General features: G+C 71.6%; 14 protein-coding genes. 8 read left to right on the forward strand and 6 right to left on the reverse strand.

What is annotated here, in order from left to right; genetic code table 11:
• Window positions 1-14 precede the first annotated feature (14 nt).
• Complete coding sequence (locus ACGH7X_RS15115; protein WP_399885601.1) at window positions 15-1,436, forward strand: tetratricopeptide repeat protein; 1,422 nt, start codon at window positions 15-17, stop codon at window positions 1,434-1,436.
• Between the two features lie 11 nt (window positions 1,437-1,447).
• Here ACGH7X_RS15115 and hppD read toward each other — a convergent pair whose 3' ends face one another.
• Entirely contained in the window at window positions 1,448-2,593 is a 1,146-nt protein-coding gene (gene hppD / locus ACGH7X_RS15120) for a 4-hydroxyphenylpyruvate dioxygenase (RefSeq protein ID WP_399885603.1), read from the reverse strand.
• Window positions 2,594-2,717: 124 nt separating this feature from the next.
• Between hppD and ACGH7X_RS15125 the strand changes: the two genes are divergently transcribed.
• From ACGH7X_RS15125 to ACGH7X_RS15145, 5 genes are read left to right on the forward strand one after another with little or no spacing between them, the layout of a single operon-like run.
• Complete coding sequence (locus ACGH7X_RS15125; RefSeq protein ID WP_399885605.1) at window positions 2,718-3,200, forward strand: Lrp/AsnC family transcriptional regulator; 483 nt, start codon at window positions 2,718-2,720, stop codon at window positions 3,198-3,200.
• A 29-nt stretch (window positions 3,201-3,229) separates the two neighbouring features.
• Window positions 3,230-3,877, forward strand: coding sequence for an ABC transporter permease (locus tag ACGH7X_RS15130; protein ID WP_399885607.1), 648 nt, complete (start codon window positions 3,230-3,232; stop codon window positions 3,875-3,877).
• Window positions 3,870-5,153, forward strand: coding sequence for a betaine/proline/choline family ABC transporter ATP-binding protein (locus ACGH7X_RS15135; RefSeq protein ID WP_399885609.1), 1,284 nt, complete (start codon window positions 3,870-3,872; stop codon window positions 5,151-5,153). The genes ACGH7X_RS15130 and ACGH7X_RS15135 overlap by 8 nt, the downstream gene beginning before the upstream one ends.
• Entirely contained in the window at window positions 5,150-6,016 is an 867-nt protein-coding gene (locus ACGH7X_RS15140) for an ABC transporter permease (protein WP_399885611.1), read from the forward strand. The genes ACGH7X_RS15135 and ACGH7X_RS15140 overlap by 4 nt, the downstream gene beginning before the upstream one ends.
• On the forward strand, window positions 6,013-6,999 hold the full coding sequence (locus ACGH7X_RS15145) for a glycine betaine ABC transporter substrate-binding protein (RefSeq protein ID WP_399885613.1): 987 nt from the start codon (window positions 6,013-6,015) through the stop codon (window positions 6,997-6,999). Before ACGH7X_RS15140 ends, ACGH7X_RS15145 begins: the two co-directional genes overlap by 4 nt.
• Before the next feature lie 19 nt (window positions 7,000-7,018).
• Here the strand turns inward: ACGH7X_RS15145 and ACGH7X_RS15150 are convergent, their stop codons facing one another.
• Both ACGH7X_RS15150 and ACGH7X_RS15155 read right to left on the reverse strand, forming a co-directional pair.
• Window positions 7,019-7,798, reverse strand: coding sequence for a S16 family serine protease (locus ACGH7X_RS15150; protein ID WP_399885615.1), 780 nt, complete (start codon window positions 7,796-7,798; stop codon window positions 7,019-7,021).
• A gap of 4 nt (window positions 7,799-7,802) precedes the next feature.
• On the reverse strand, window positions 7,803-8,294 hold the full coding sequence (locus tag ACGH7X_RS15155) for an ATP-binding protein (RefSeq protein ID WP_399885617.1): 492 nt from the start codon (window positions 8,292-8,294) through the stop codon (window positions 7,803-7,805).
• A gap of 157 nt (window positions 8,295-8,451) precedes the next feature.
• Between ACGH7X_RS15155 and ACGH7X_RS15160 the strand changes: the two genes are divergently transcribed.
• The gene (locus ACGH7X_RS15160) at window positions 8,452-9,312 is read left to right on the forward strand and encodes a Scr1 family TA system antitoxin-like transcriptional regulator (RefSeq protein ID WP_399885619.1); all 861 of its coding nucleotides are present in this window, start codon (window positions 8,452-8,454) and stop codon (window positions 9,310-9,312) included.
• The gene (locus ACGH7X_RS15165; RefSeq protein ID WP_399885622.1) at window positions 9,309-9,512 is read left to right on the forward strand and encodes a DUF397 domain-containing protein; all 204 of its coding nucleotides are present in this window, start codon (window positions 9,309-9,311) and stop codon (window positions 9,510-9,512) included. The genes ACGH7X_RS15160 and ACGH7X_RS15165 overlap by 4 nt, the downstream gene beginning before the upstream one ends.
• A gap of 22 nt (window positions 9,513-9,534) precedes the next feature.
• On the opposite strand, the gene ACGH7X_RS15170 is transcribed toward ACGH7X_RS15165, so the two are convergent.
• The 3 genes from ACGH7X_RS15170 to ACGH7X_RS15180 all read right to left on the reverse strand — a co-directional run bounded on the left by ACGH7X_RS15170 (window position 9,535) and on the right by ACGH7X_RS15180 (window position 13,915).
• Window positions 9,535-10,194, reverse strand: a complete 660-nt coding sequence (locus tag ACGH7X_RS15170) for an IclR family transcriptional regulator (RefSeq protein WP_399885624.1) — start codon at window positions 10,192-10,194, stop codon at window positions 9,535-9,537.
• A gap of 308 nt (window positions 10,195-10,502) precedes the next feature.
• Window positions 10,503-12,299 carry a DEAD/DEAH box helicase gene (locus tag ACGH7X_RS15175; protein WP_399885626.1) on the reverse strand — a complete coding sequence of 599 codons (1,797 nt, stop codon included), beginning with the start codon at window positions 12,297-12,299 and terminating at the stop codon, window positions 10,503-10,505.
• Between the two features lie 164 nt (window positions 12,300-12,463).
• On the reverse strand, window positions 12,464-13,915 hold the full coding sequence (locus tag ACGH7X_RS15180) for an MFS transporter (protein WP_399885628.1): 1,452 nt from the start codon (window positions 13,913-13,915) through the stop codon (window positions 12,464-12,466).
• Window positions 13,916-14,012 lie beyond the last annotated feature (97 nt).

Consider the following 14,012-nt stretch of genomic DNA (forward strand, 5'->3'; position numbering starts at 1 on the left):
GCACAGTGAGCGCCATGGACGCCATGGACGTCATGCAGAAGGAGACCGGACGCGGGTGGCGGTCCCGCCGCCGGAGCCGGGTCCTGATCGCCTCCGTCGCCGGGGCCGCCGTACTCGGCGGGGTCCTGGTGCTGCTGCCGTGGGGCGGGGGCGAGGCTGCCCCGCCCGCGCCCGGACCGGCGGCGCTGGCGCGGGGCGCGGTCACCACCGGGGTGCCCGCCGCGCTGGGTGACCTGGCGGTGCTGATCGGGGACCGGGAGACCCATCTGCGGGCGCAGCCGCTGGACGGGGTGTCGTGGGCGGTGCTGGGCGCGGCGTACGTCGAACAGGGCCGCCGGACGGAAGACGCCGCGAACTGGCCGAAGGCCGAGAAGGCGCTGCGCACCTCGCTGAAGACCGGGCCGGAGCGCAATCCGCAGGCCCTGGAGGGGCTCGCGGCGCTGGCGGTGGCCAGGCGGGACTTCCCGGCGGCGAAGAAGTGGGGCGAGAGCGCGGTGAAGGCGGCCCCGAAGCGGTGGACGGCGCACGCGGTGCTGATCGACGCGTACACCGGGCTCGGCGACCACAAGGGCGTGGGCCGGGCCCTGGACAAGGTGATGGAGCTGCGTGCCGGCACTCCGGCGGTCCGTGCACGCGCCGCCGCCGTCTACCGAGACCGGGGCTGGCGGGAGGACGCGGCGGCGCAGATCTCCGACGCGGCGGCCGCGGCCGGGGCGCCGGCCGAGCGGGCCGCGTATCTGGAGCAGGCCGGGCGGCTGGCGTTCGAGCGCGGGGACCGCGAGGAGGCGCTGCGCTTCTTCCAGGAGGCGCTGCGCACCGACCCCGACCAGCGGGCCGCGCAGGCCGGGCAGGGCCGGGCGCTGGCGGCGCTGGGCCGCACGACGGAGGCGCTGTCCGCGTACCAGGCGGCGCTGGCCAAGCGGCCGAGCCCGGAGTACGCGCTGGAGCTGGGCGAGCTGTACGAGTCGCTGGGGCTCGGGCAGGCCGCGCGGGTGGAGTACGACCTGCTGCGGGAGCGGGTGCGGGGCGCCGAGGCCGCCGGGGCCGACGAGCGGCTGGTGCTGGGGCGGCTGGAGGCGGATCACGGGGACCCGGCGGAGGCGGTGCGCCTGCTGCGGGCGGAGTGGGGGCGGCAGCCGGGGATCGCGGTCGCCGACGCGCTGGGCTGGGCGCTGCACCGCACCGGTGCGGACGAGGAGGCGCTGGAGTTCGCGACGATCGCGACGGACGGCGACCACGGCGGCGGGGTGCGCAGCGCGCTGTACGTGTTCCACCGGGGGGTGATCGAGAAGGAGCTGGAGCGGTCCGGGCCCGCGCGGCGGCACCTCGGGGAGGCGCTGACGATCAACCCGTACTTCTCGCCGCTGCGGACACCGGAGGCGAAGCGGGCGCTGGCGGAGCTGGGCGAGCCCCCGCTGGAGGGCCCGCCCGGCTAGAACCGGGTGCGTCAGAGGTTGCCGCGCTTCTCCTGCTCGCGCTCGATCGCCTCGAACAGGGCCTTGAAGTTGCCCTTGCCGAAGCCCATCGAGCCGTGGCGTTCGATCATCTCGAAGAAGACGGTCGGCCGGTCCTGGACCGGCTTGGTGAAGATCTGCAGCAGGTAGCCGTCCTCGTCGCGGTCGACGAGGATCTTCAGCTCGCGCAGGATGTCGACGGGCACCCGGGTCTCGCCGGCCCACTCGCCGAGCGTGTCGTAGTACGAGTCGGGGGTGTTCAGGAACTCGACGCCGGCCGCCTTCATCGCGCGGACGGTCGACACGATGTCGTTGGTGTTCAGCGCGATGTGCTGGACGCCGGCACCGCCGTAGAACTCCAGGTACTCGTCGATCTGGGACTTCTTCTTGGCGACGGCGGGCTCGTTGATGGGGAACTTGACCTTGAGGGTGCCGTCGGCCACGACCTTCGACATCAGCGCGCTGTACTCGGTGGCGATGTCGTCGCCCACGAACTCCTTCATGTTCGTGAAGCCCATGACCTTGTTGTAGAAGCCGACCCACTCGTTCATGCGGCCGAGTTCGACGTTGCCGACGCAGTGGTCCACGGCCTGGAAGACACGCTGCTCGGGCGGGGCGACCATCGGATTGGCGGCGGCGTAGCCGGGCAGGTACGGGCCGTCGTAGCCGGTGCGCTCGACGAGGGTGTGGCGGGTCTCGCCGTACGTGGCGATGGCGGCGAGGACGACGGTGCCGTGCTCGTCCTTGACCTCGTGCGGCTCGGCGAGCGAGCGGGCGCCGTGTTCGACGGCGTAGGCGTGGGCGGCGCGCGCGTCCGGGACCTCGATGGCGAGGTCGACGACGCCGTCGCCGTGCGCGGCGACGTGCTCGGCCAGGAAGCGGCCCCAGTCGGTCGACGGCCTGATCACCGAGGTGAAGACGAAGCGGGCGGAGCCGCTCTCCAGGACGTAGCTCGCGGTCTCCCGGCTGCCGTTCTCCGGTCCGGAGTACGCGACCAGCTTCATGCCGAAGGCGGTGGAGTAGTAGTGCGCGGCCTGCTTGGCGTTGCCCACGGCGAAGACGACCGCGTCCATTCCCTTGACCGGGAAGGGATCGGCCTGCCGGGCGGTGTCGGGAGTGTGGTGTGTGGTCTGCGTCATAGCCGCAGCGTCTCCCGCGTCTGCAAGGTGCGCAATAGTTTGCGTTTTCAGTGGGCAACCTGACCAGTAATACGCCGGGAAGGCCGGGCGATGTGTACAGGATGACCAGCCGGGAGGGCGTGAGATGGCGATCGATCGACTGGACGGGCGGATCATCGGACTGCTGGCGCGGGAGCCGCGGATCGGGGTCCTCGAGATGTCCCGGCGGCTGGGGGTGGCGCGCGGCACCGCGCAGGCGCGGCTCGACCGGCTTCAGTCGAACGGAGTCATCCGCGGCTTCGGTCCCGAGGTGGACCCGGCGGCCCTCGGCTACCCGGTGACCGCGTTCGCCACGCTGGAGATCCGGCAGGGCCAAGGAGCCGACGTACGGGCGCACTTGGCGACGGTGCCGGAGGTGCTGGAGCTGCACACCACGACCGGCACCGGGGACATGCTGTGCCGCCTCGTGGCCCGCTCGAACGCCGATCTCCAGCGGGTGATCGACCGGGTTGTCGGTTTTGATGGCATCGTCCGGGCCGCCACGGCGATCGTCATGGAGAACCCCGTTCCGCTGCGGATCATCCCGCTGGTGGAGCAGGCGGCCGAGGACAGCGGCGGACACGACTGAGGCCGGCCCGATCCCGGAGGTGAGCGGACGTGAACTTCTGGGACTTCCTGGGCAGCCGCCACCAGCAGTTGCTCGCCGACGCCTACCAGCACGCCAGCGCGGTCTTCCAGTGCATGGTCGTCGCGACCCTGATCGGGGTCCTGATCGGCGTCGTCACCTACCGCAGCGAGTGGGCGGGGAACCTGGCGACCCTGTCGACGTCCACCATCCTCACCATCCCGTCGCTGGCCATGATCGGTCTGCTCATCCCGATCGTGGGCCTGGGCGTGCCGCCGACGGTGACCGCGCTGACGCTGTACGGGCTGCTGCCGATCGTGCGCAACGCGATCGTCGGCCTGCGCGGGGTCGACCCGGCGCTGGTGGACGCGGCCAAGGGCATCGGGATGTCGCGTCCGGCGCGGCTGCTGCGGGTGGAGCTGCCGCTGGCCTGGCCGCCGATCCTGACCGGCATCCGGGTCTCCACGCAGATGCTGATGGGCATCGCGGCGATCGCCGCCTACGCCTCGGGGCCTGGCCTGGGCAACGAGATCTTCCGCGGGATCGCCTCGCTGGGCAGCAAGAACGCGCTCAACCAGGTACTCGCGGGCACGCTCGGGATCATCGTCCTGGCCCTGCTGTTCGACGCGGCGTACGTACTGCTCGGACGCCTGACCATTCCGAGGGGGATCCGTGTCTGACACAGCTCAGTCCGTGACCGACGACGGCCCGGGCGAGGCGGCCGGCGCCACCACCGGGGCGACGATCGAGTTGCAGTCCCTCACCAAGCGCTACCCGGGCAACCCGCAGCCGGCCGTCGAGAACGTGTCGATGGAGATCAAGGCCGGCGAGACGGTCATCCTCGTCGGCCCCTCGGGCTGCGGGAAGTCCACCACCCTGAAGATGATCAACCGGCTGATCGAGCCCAGCGGCGGCCGCATCCGCATCAACGGCGAGGACGTCACCGACATCGACCCGGTGAAGCTGCGCCGCAAGGTCGGCTACGCGATCCAGTCCTCCGGTCTCTTCCCGCACATGACCGTCGCCCAGAACATCGCCCTGGTGCCGAAGATGATCGGCTGGTCGAAGTCCCGCATCCGCTCGCGGGTGGAGGAGATGCTCGACCTGGTCGGTCTCGACGCCGGGGAGTTCCACGGCCGCTATCCGCGCCAGCTGTCCGGCGGCCAGCAGCAGCGGGTGGGCGTGGCGAGGGCGCTGGCGGCCGATCCGCCGGTCCTGCTGATGGACGAGCCGTTCGGCGCGGTCGACCCGATCACCCGGGACCACCTCCAGGACGAGCTGATCCGCCTCCAGCACGAACTGCACAAGACGATCGTCTTCGTCACCCACGACTTCGACGAGGCGATCAAGCTGGGCGACCGGATCGCGGTGCTGCGCGAGCGCTCCCACATCGCGCAGTTCGACACCCCGGAGGCGATCCTCACCAACCCGGCGGACGACTTCGTCTCCGGCTTCGTGGGCGCGGGCGCGGCGCTGAAGCGCCTGAACCTGACCCGCGTACGGGACGTCGGCATCACCGACTACCCGACGGTGACCGTGGAGGACCCGCTCCAGCACATCTTCGACCGGCTGCGGGAGTCGGGCACCAACGAGATCCTGCTCCTCGACCGGCGCGGGCGCCCCTACAAGTGGCTGCGGCGCGGCGACCTGATGAGGGCCAGGGGCTCGCTGGCGCGGGCCGGGACGCTGGTCCACGACACGGTGACCCGGGACGCGACGCTGCGGGACGCGTTGGAGGCGGTGCTCACCGACAACGCGGGGCGGGTCGCGGTCACCGGGCGGCGCGGCGCGTACGAGGGGGTCGTGGACATGGAGACGCTGATGAACTCCGTGCACGAGATGCTGGAGGCGGACCGGCTCGACGCGCTGGAGCACCAGCACGACCTCGAGGAGACCCGGGCCACGCAGACGCACACCGAGCAGGAGGGCTTCGTAGGGGACGGGGGCGGGGCGTGAGCAGCTCTTCCCGCCCCTCCGCCGGCCGCCGCCCCGCGGGCGAGCACGAGGTCAAGGGGCTGGCCTTCCGGGACGAGGGCGAAGGGGAGGAGGAGGCGCCACGGCCGTCCCCGGCGGCGGCACGGCCCCGGATCGGCTGGCGGAAGCTGACCTTCCTGCCGGTGGTCCTGATCGCCGTACTGCTGGCGACCTGGCTGTGGTTCGCGCAGGCCGACCTGGACGCGCTCAGCCGGAACGCCCTCGGGAACGGCCAGGTCACCAAGGCGCTGTGGCAGCACGTGCAGCTCACGGTGATCTCCACCTTCTTCGTACTGATCATCGCCATCCCGTTGGGCATCCTGCTCACCCGCAAGGCGTTCCGGAAGGCGACGCCGGTGGCGATGGCCTTCGCCAACATGGGCCAGGCGACCCCGGCGATCGGCCTGCTGGCACTGCTGGTGATCTGGCTGGGCATCGGCCGCAGGGCCGCCCTGATCGGCATCATCATCTACGCGGTCCTGCCCGTGCTCTCCAACACCATCGCCGGCCTGAAGGCGAACGACCCGACGCTCCTGGAGGCCGCCACCGGCATCGGCATGTCCCCGCTGGGCGTCCTCACCCGGGTGGAACTCCCCCTGGCCGTCCCGCTGATCCTGGCCGGCGTGCGCACGGCCCTCGTCCTGAACGTCGGCACGGCGACGCTGGCGACCTTCGGCGGCGGCGGTGGCCTGGGCGTGCTGATCACCACCGGGATCACCAGCCAGCGGATGCCGGTGCTCGTGCTGGGCTCGATCCTCACCGTCGCCCTCGCGCTGCTGGTGGACTGGCTGGCCTCGCTGACCGAACTGCTGCTGCGCCCGCGGGGACTGGAGGTGGAGACATGAGACGGCTGAGGCGGCTGAGGCGGCGTGCGTGTGTGCTGCTGGCCGCGGCCCTCTTGGCGGCTCCCGCAGGCTGCGGCCTGACGAGCGGCTCCCCCATGGTCGACGACGTCGAGCCCGGCAGCATCGGAAAGGGCCGCCCCCTGGACGGCGCCGATCTGACGGTCACCTCGAAGGAGTTCACCGAGCAGCTGGTCCTCGGCGCGATCATGGGCATCGCCTTCGAGGCGGCCGGCGCGGAGGTGCTCGACCGCACGGGCATCCAGGGCTCCGTCGGCACCCGCGCGGCGGTCGAGAACGGCGACGCCGACGCCACGTACGAGTACACGGGCACGGCCTGGATCACGTACCTGGGCCACAGCAAGCCGATCCCCGACCCACGGCAGCAGTGGGAGGCGGTGAAGGAGGCCGACGCGAAGAAGGGGCTGACGTGGCTGGCGCCGGCCCGCCTGAACAACACGTACGCGCTGGCCATGAACCAGTCCAACTACAAGAAGTACAAGACGAAAACCCTCTCGGAGGTGGCCGAGCTGGCGAAGTCGGACCCGGGTGCGGTGACGCTGTGCGTGGAGGGCGAGTTCGCCAACCGCGCCGACGGCCTGCCGGGCCTGGAGAAGGCGTACGGGATGTCGCTGCCGGCCGGGAACATCACCCAGATGGACACCGGCATCATCTACACCCAGACCGCGAAGGGCGCCTGCACCTACGGCGAGGTGTACACCACCGACGGGCGGATCAAGTCCATGAACCTGGTGGTGATGGAGGACGACAAGAAGTTCTTCCCGAACTACAACGCGGCGCCCATGGTCCGCACGGCCACCCTGAAGAAGTGGCCCGCGATCGCCTCCGTCCTCGCCCCGGTCACCAAGGCGCTGACCAACGACGTGGCCCAGACACTGAACGCGAAGGTCGACGTGGACGGCGAGGACGCGCACCAGGTGGCGCTGGACTGGATGAAGGAGAAGGGCTTCGTGAAGGAGGGGTAGGTGGTGGCGGGGGATCGGCTCAGCAGGCGGGGACGCTGCCCTTGCCGCTCTCCAGCGCCTTGAGCGAGTCGACGGCGCCCTTGAGGGTGGTGACGGGGACCAGCCGGAGCCCCTTCGGCAACTCGGCCTGCGCGTCCGAGCACTCCGCCTTCGGTACGAGGAAGACGGTCGCCCCGTCCCGCCGCGCGGCCTGCGTCTTGAGCGGCACCCCGCCGACGGCACCGACCTTGCCGCCGCCGGTGATGGTCCCCGTCCCGGCGATGACCTTGCCGCCGGTGAGATCCCCGGCGCCGAGCTTGTCGACGATGCCGAGCGAGAACAGCAGCCCCGCACTGGGACCGCCGACGTCCTCCAGCCGCAGCTTGACGTCGACGTCGTCCTTGTCCAACCGCAGGTACTGGAGCGCGGCCGTGGTGGCGGAGTCCTGCGACTCCTTCATCTGCTCCTGGTTGTACTTCTCGATCTCGCTCACGTCGTCGCCGCTCGGGTACACGGCGTCGCGCGGCATCACGGCACGGTCGGTGTCGAACCAGCTGCTGAGCACGTCCCCGAGATGAATGCTCGCGTCCGGCCCGGTCGCCTCGATCGTCGTCATCCGCAGCTGCCCACTGGTCTCGTGCGTCGGCACACCGGTGATCGTGATCACCTCGGCCCCCTGGTTCCGGCCCAGCACATCGGCCGTCAGCCCCGGCTGCGCCACCGAGAACGGCAGCGGCGCGAACACGGCGGTCGCGAGCAGCGCCACGACGGGAAGCCCGCATACGGCGAGGACCTGGGGACGCGTGAGACGAGAGAGCACGAAGTCAATCTAACGCGAGCCCGCCACCGCCCCGGCTGCGGGCAGGCGTGCCGAGGTCCAGTTCCGCGCGGACCGTCTTGCCGGGCAGCGCGACGCCTTGTGTGACGCGGGCGACCACTTCCCAGCGGTCGGCGAGTGCGTCGACCAGGAGGAGGCCTCGGCCGGTCTCGTCGAGCGGCGCAGGGGCTGCCGCTGCCGGCCTGTGTTCCGCTCGGGTGTCGGAGACCTCGATGCGAAGGAGGACGTCCGGGGCGTGGGAGAGACGCAGTTCGAAGTCGCGGCCCGGTACGCGGCCGTGGGTGACCGCGTTGGCGGCCAGTTCCGCGACGATCAGCGCGGCGGTGTCGGAGAGTGCGCTGCCGTGCGGGATGCCCCAGCTGTGGAGCTGGGTGCCCGCGAGGTGCCGGGCGAGGCGGGCGCCGAGCGGGGTGGAGCTGAAACGCTGGGTGAACATACGTACGGTGACGGCGAGTTGGTGGGGAGGCGGTGACGTCATGTGGCCACCGTGACGTGGAGACCTACGGTTCACCAGGTCATCGACTCGTACGCGCAGTCAGCGTACGGGTACGAAGAGTGGACAGTGTTGGTGACCGACTGTAACCCTGGGCGTGTTGGGAGTGTGCGGCGGGGAGAACGTGCGGAAGGTGGCCGCCATGGCGGACGGTGCGGTGGATACGGGCGTGGCCGGCGGGGGCGGGGAGCCCGAGGTCTCCGACAGCCTCAAGACGTTCGGGGCCGTGGTCAAGGGGTTCCGCAGGCGGGCCGGGCTGACGCAGGAGGAGCTGGCCGAGCAGGTGCGGTACTCGGTCCAGACCGTGGCCTCCGTCGAGCAGGGCAGGCGCCTCCCCACGCTGGAGTACGTCCGGCGGGCAGAGGAGGTACTGGACGCGGCCGGCATTCTCAGCGGGGCGGCCCAGCATCTGTCGCGGCAGCCGGGGCTCGCGAGCTGGTTCCGGCAGTGGGCCAGGCTGGAGGCGTCGGCCGTCAGCCTCTACACGTACGAATGCCGCGTCGTGCCCGGCCTGTTGCAGACGGAGGCGTACGCACGGGCGGTGTCGCTGAACGTCCCGCCCGTCCCGGACGCGGACGAGCTGGATCAGCGTGTCGCCGCGCGGCTCGCGCGGCAGGAGCTTCTCTCGGTGGCTCGGAAGCCGCCGACCGCGTTCACGTTCATCGTGGAGGACGCGGTGCTGCTGCGGGACACGGGCGGGGAGCAGGTGACTCGCGGGTTGCTCGACCACGTAGTGGAAGTGCTGGAACGGAACTGGAACGTCGAGGTGCAGGTGATGCCCCTGCGGCAGCCGGTGCATGCCGGCATGGACGGCCCCCTCCAGCTGTTGGAGACACCGGAGAACGAGTGGTTCGGGTACTCCGAGGGACAGGAGAACGGCCGTCTCATCACAGCGCGGAAAGAGATCAGCATCCTCCAACAGCGGTATGCGAAACTGCGCTCGCAGGCTCTCACCCCAGCAGACTCGCTGAGCCTGCTGAAGCGAATGCGAGGAGCGCTATGAACACGTCCGAACTGGCCTGGTTCAAGAGCAGCTACAGCGGCTCGCAGGGTGACAGCTGCATCGAGATCGCCATCGCCCCGCACGAGCCGACCGGTGCCTCGACGGTCCGCGTACGTGACTCGAAGCAGTCACGGAGCCCGCAGCTCGCCCTCTCCCCCGCTGCCTGGGGCGACTTCGTCGCCTACGCGGCGCACGACTGACAGGGGCGCGCGCCGCCGGACGTCACCGCAGGGCCTCCGCCACCTCGCGGGCCGCGTGCATGACGCGTTCGCCCACGCGCTCGGGGACCACGTCGGCCAGCATGACCACGCCGACGCTGCCCTCCACTCCCGTGACGCCGAGCAGCGGCGCCGCCGCGCCACACGCGCCGGCCTCCAGTTCGCCGTGCGTGAGGGTGTAGCCGGGGTCGTCCTCGGCCTCGTCGGCGGGCTGGGTCGGCTGGCGGGCGGCCAGGATCGCCTTGCCGGCGGCGCCCCGCTCCAGGGGATGGCGGAAGCCGGCGCGGTAGGCGACGTGGTAGTCCGTCCAGGTCGGCTCGACGACGGCGACGGCCAGCGCTTCCGCGCCGTCCACCAGGGTCAGGTGGGCCGTCGCCCCGATGTCCTCGGCCAGCGAGCGCAGCGCCGGCATGGCCGCCTCGCGGACCAGGGGGTGCACCTGGCGGCCCAGGCCCAGCACCCCGAGTCCGACGCGGGCGCGGCCGCCCAGGTCACGGCGTACGAGTGCGTGCTGCTCCAGCGTGGCGAGCAACCGGTACACGACAGTCCGGTTGACGCCCAGTTTGTGGGATAGCTCGGTGACGGTCAGCCCGTGGTCCGTATCGGCCAGCAGCTTGAGGACGCGCAGTCCCCGGTCGAGCGTCTGAGAGGTCTCCGCGGTCACGACGCCCACTCCTTAGTGGTGAGGTCGGCGGCCCTCCTCGCGGCGATGCGTCACCGAGTCCCGTCAGTGACGCGCTTCAGAGGCCGCCGATCGGCTGACGGCCCGGCCTTGTGCCCGGGCCCAGTCGCTTCACGGCTGCGCTCCGCGGCGGCGCTGCCACGGGGCGTGTGCGTAGCGGGACAGTAACTACCAGGTTCGCTCAGCGGAAGGCTCCGTCCAGAATCCGGGCGCCAACCGTTATCGACTGCCTGTGTTTGTCCCGATACGTATCGCGCGTGCGGGCGGACAGAGGCCTCGGGCCCCGCTCGTCACTTCATGCGCGTGGCCCACTCCTGCACCTTGGCGATGCGCTGGCGCAGTTGCCCGCCGGTCGCCTCGGCGCTGGGCGGGCCGCCGCACACGCGGCGCAGTTCGGTGTGGATGACGCCGTGCGGCTTGCCGCTCTGGTGGACGTAGGCGCCGACCATGGTGTTGAGCTGCTTGCGCAGCTCCATCAGCTCCTTGTGGGAGACGACCGGGCGGCGATCGGCGGGCAGTTCGAGCAGGTCGGCCTCGTCGTCGGGCTTCTTGCGGCTGTGCGCGATCTGGCGGGCCTGCCGCTTCTGGAGGAGGAGTTGGACCTGGTCGGGCTCCAGCAGGCCCGGGATGCCGAGGTAGTCCTGCTCCTCCTCGCTGCCCGGGTGCGCCTGCATGCCGAACTCGGCGCCGTTGTACATGACCCGGTCGAAGGTGGCCTCGGACTCCAGTGCCTCGAAGGAGAACTGCTCCTGCTCGCCGGTGTCCTCGTCCTGCTCCCGGTTGGCCTCGTCCATCTCCTTCTCGGACTCGGCGTAGGGGTCCTCCTCGCCCTCCTTCTTGGGCTTGTCGAGGACGTGGTCCCGCTCGCGCTCCATCTCGCCTGCGAAGGTGAGCAGGTCGGGCACGGTGGGGAGGAAGACCGAGGCGGTCTCGCCGCGGCGCCGGGAACGGACGAAGCGACCCACCGCCTGGGCGAAGAAGAGGGGGGTGGAGATCGTCGTGGCGTAGACGCCCACCGCCAGGCGCGGCACGTCCACGCCCTCGGACACCATGCGGACGGCGACCATCCAGCGGTCGGTGCTCGCGCTGAACTCGTCGATGTTCTTGGACGCGCCCGTGTCGTCGGACAGGACGACGGTGGCCTTGTCGCCGGTGATCTCGCGGATCAGCTTGGCGTAGGAGCGGGCGGAGTCCTGGTCGGCGGCGATGACGAGGGCGCCGGCGTCCGGGATGGCCTTCCTGACCTCGGTGAGCCGCTGGTCGGCGGCGCGCAGCACGGCGGGCATCCACTCGCCGCGCGGATCGAGGGCGGTGCGCCAGGCCTGGCTGACGGCGTCCTTGGTCATCGGTTCGCCGAGCCGGGCGGCGATCTCGTCGCCGGCCTTGGTGCGCCAGCGCATGTTGCCGCTGTAGCTCATGAAGATGACGGGACGGACCACGCCGTCGGCGAGCGCCGAGCCGTAGCCGTACGTGTAGTCGGCGGCGGAGCGGCGGATGCCGTCGTTGCCCTCCTCGTACGCCACGAAGGGGATCGGGTTCGTGTCCGAGCGGAAGGGCGTGCCGGTGAGCGCGAGGCGGCGGGTGGCCGGCTCGAACGCCTCCAGGCAGGCCTCGCCCCAGGACTTGGAGTCGCCGGCGTGGTGGATCTCGTCGAGGATCACGAGGGTCTTGCGCTGCTCGACGCGGTTGCGGTGCAGCATGGGGCGTACGCCGACGCCCGCGTACGTGATCGCGATGCCCTGGTACTCGCGGCTGAGCGGGCCGGCGCTGTACTCGGGGTCCAGCTTGATCCCTATCCGCGCCGCGGCCTCCGCCCACTGCTTCTTGAGGTGCTCGGTCGGCGCGACGACGGTCACCTGCTGCACGACGTGGTGGTGCAGCAGCCAGGACGCCAGCGTCAGGGCGAAGGTCGTCTTTCCGGCGCCGGGGGTGGCGACGGCCAGGAAGTCCCGCGGCTGGTCCTGGAGGTACTTCTCCATCGCCCCCTCCTGCCAGGCCCGCAGCTTGCCGGCGGTGCCCCAGGGGGCACGGCCGGGGAAGGCCGGGGACAGGTGGTGCGAGGTGCTGGAGCTGGCGGTGGTAGTCACGGTCTCCGAAGGGGGTAGAGCGGCTCGGCCACGTATGACAACCGGGCCACCCTACCGGCGCCCCGCCACGATCAACGCGCCCACCGGGTCGGGTCACCCCCGGGTGGGACGGACGTCACAACGGACGTCACAGGGCCCCCGTCCGCCTCACGGCCGTCCCCGGCTCACTTCTCCCGCACCCGCGTCGCCACCCACGCCCCCACCAGCGCCACCGCCGCCATCGGCAGGAACACCGCCGCGAAGGCCGTCGGGTGGGAGCCGGTGGCCTCCGTGGCGGCGTGGCTCACCGTGCCGCCGCCGAGGGCCGCGAAGGCCGCGCCGCCGACCGACAGCAGGACGACGTTGGAGAGGCCGTCGGATATCTGGAGGGCGGCGGAGTTGGAGCCGGCCTCCTCGGGGGCGGAGAGCTTGAGCAGGAGGACGCTGGTGGAGGAGATCACCAGGCCCATGCCGAAGCAGCCGAAGCCCCAGGCGACGGCCACCGTCCAGGCGGGCACGGCGTCGATGAGCACGCTGGGTGCCGTGGTGATGGCCGCCGCGACCAGGAGCATGCCGAGGGCCATCAGGCGGTCCCGGTACGGCTCCAGGCGCGGCCGGGACTGCAGCCAGGAGCCCGCCGCCCAGGTCGCCCCGCCCGCCGCCAGCGAGAGACCGGCCAGCGTGGGGCTGAGTCCGCGCTGGGTGACCAGCATCAGCGGGACGAAGGACTCGGCGGCGATGAAGGACCCCGCGGCCACCCCGCGCAGCAGGACCACGGAGGGCAGCCCGCGCACCGCCCGGTAGGTCCCGCGCGGCAGCAGTCCGAGGACCGACGGGACGAGCAGCGCCACGCCCACCGCGCCGGGCAGCAGCGACACGGGGCGCAGGTCCTGGGCGGCGTACTGGAGCAGGCCCGCGCCCAGCGAGATGGCGAGGGCGAGGCGGATGCGGCGGCGGTCGAAGGAGGCCGGCGCGTCCCCCGAGCCCACGGCGCCGGACGCGCGGGCGCGTATCTGCGGCAGCGCGAGGGCGAGCGGGAAGACGACCAGCACCGGGATGCCGAGGAACACCCAGCGCCACCCGAGGTGTTCGGTGACGGCGCCGGAGGCCAGCGGTCCGACCACCGACGGGACGACCCAGCCCGCCGCGAACGCCGCCATGATCGCGGGCCGCAGCCGCTCGGGGTAGGCCCGCCCGACGACGACGTACAGGGCGACGATCACCAGTCCGCCGCCGAGCCCCTGCACGGCCCGCCCGAGGATGAACAGCCACATCGCGCCCGCCGTCCCGGACAGCACGAGACCCGCCGCGAAGGACGCGATGCCGCAGGTCAGCGGTGCCAGCGGGCCCCGCCGGTCCGACCACTGGCCGGAGAGCACCATCCCGAACAGGCTTGTCGTGAAGTACCCCGAGAACGCGAACGCGTACAGCGACACCCCGTCCAGCTCCCGCGCCGCCACCGGCATCGCCGTACCGACCGCCGTCGCCTCGAAGGCGATCAGCACGATCACGGAGACGATGCCGATGCTCAGCGCCCGGTAGGCGCGGCTCAGCACGGTCTCCTCGGGCGCGGTGGGGCCGACGTCGGTCGCGGCGGGGACGGCGACATCGGTGTCGCGGGGCTCAGGGACGGTCATGGTCGCCAGAGTAAGGGCCACAGCCTGCCTTGACCCCTGTCGGAAGGCGGTGCGGGACCGGGACCTTGGTCGTACGACCGCCCGCCGTTCATGAACG

Origin of the sequence: Streptomyces sp. BBFR51 (genome assembly GCF_044591655.1) — a bacterium.
GTDB lineage: Bacteria > Actinomycetota > Actinomycetes > Streptomycetales > Streptomycetaceae > Streptomyces.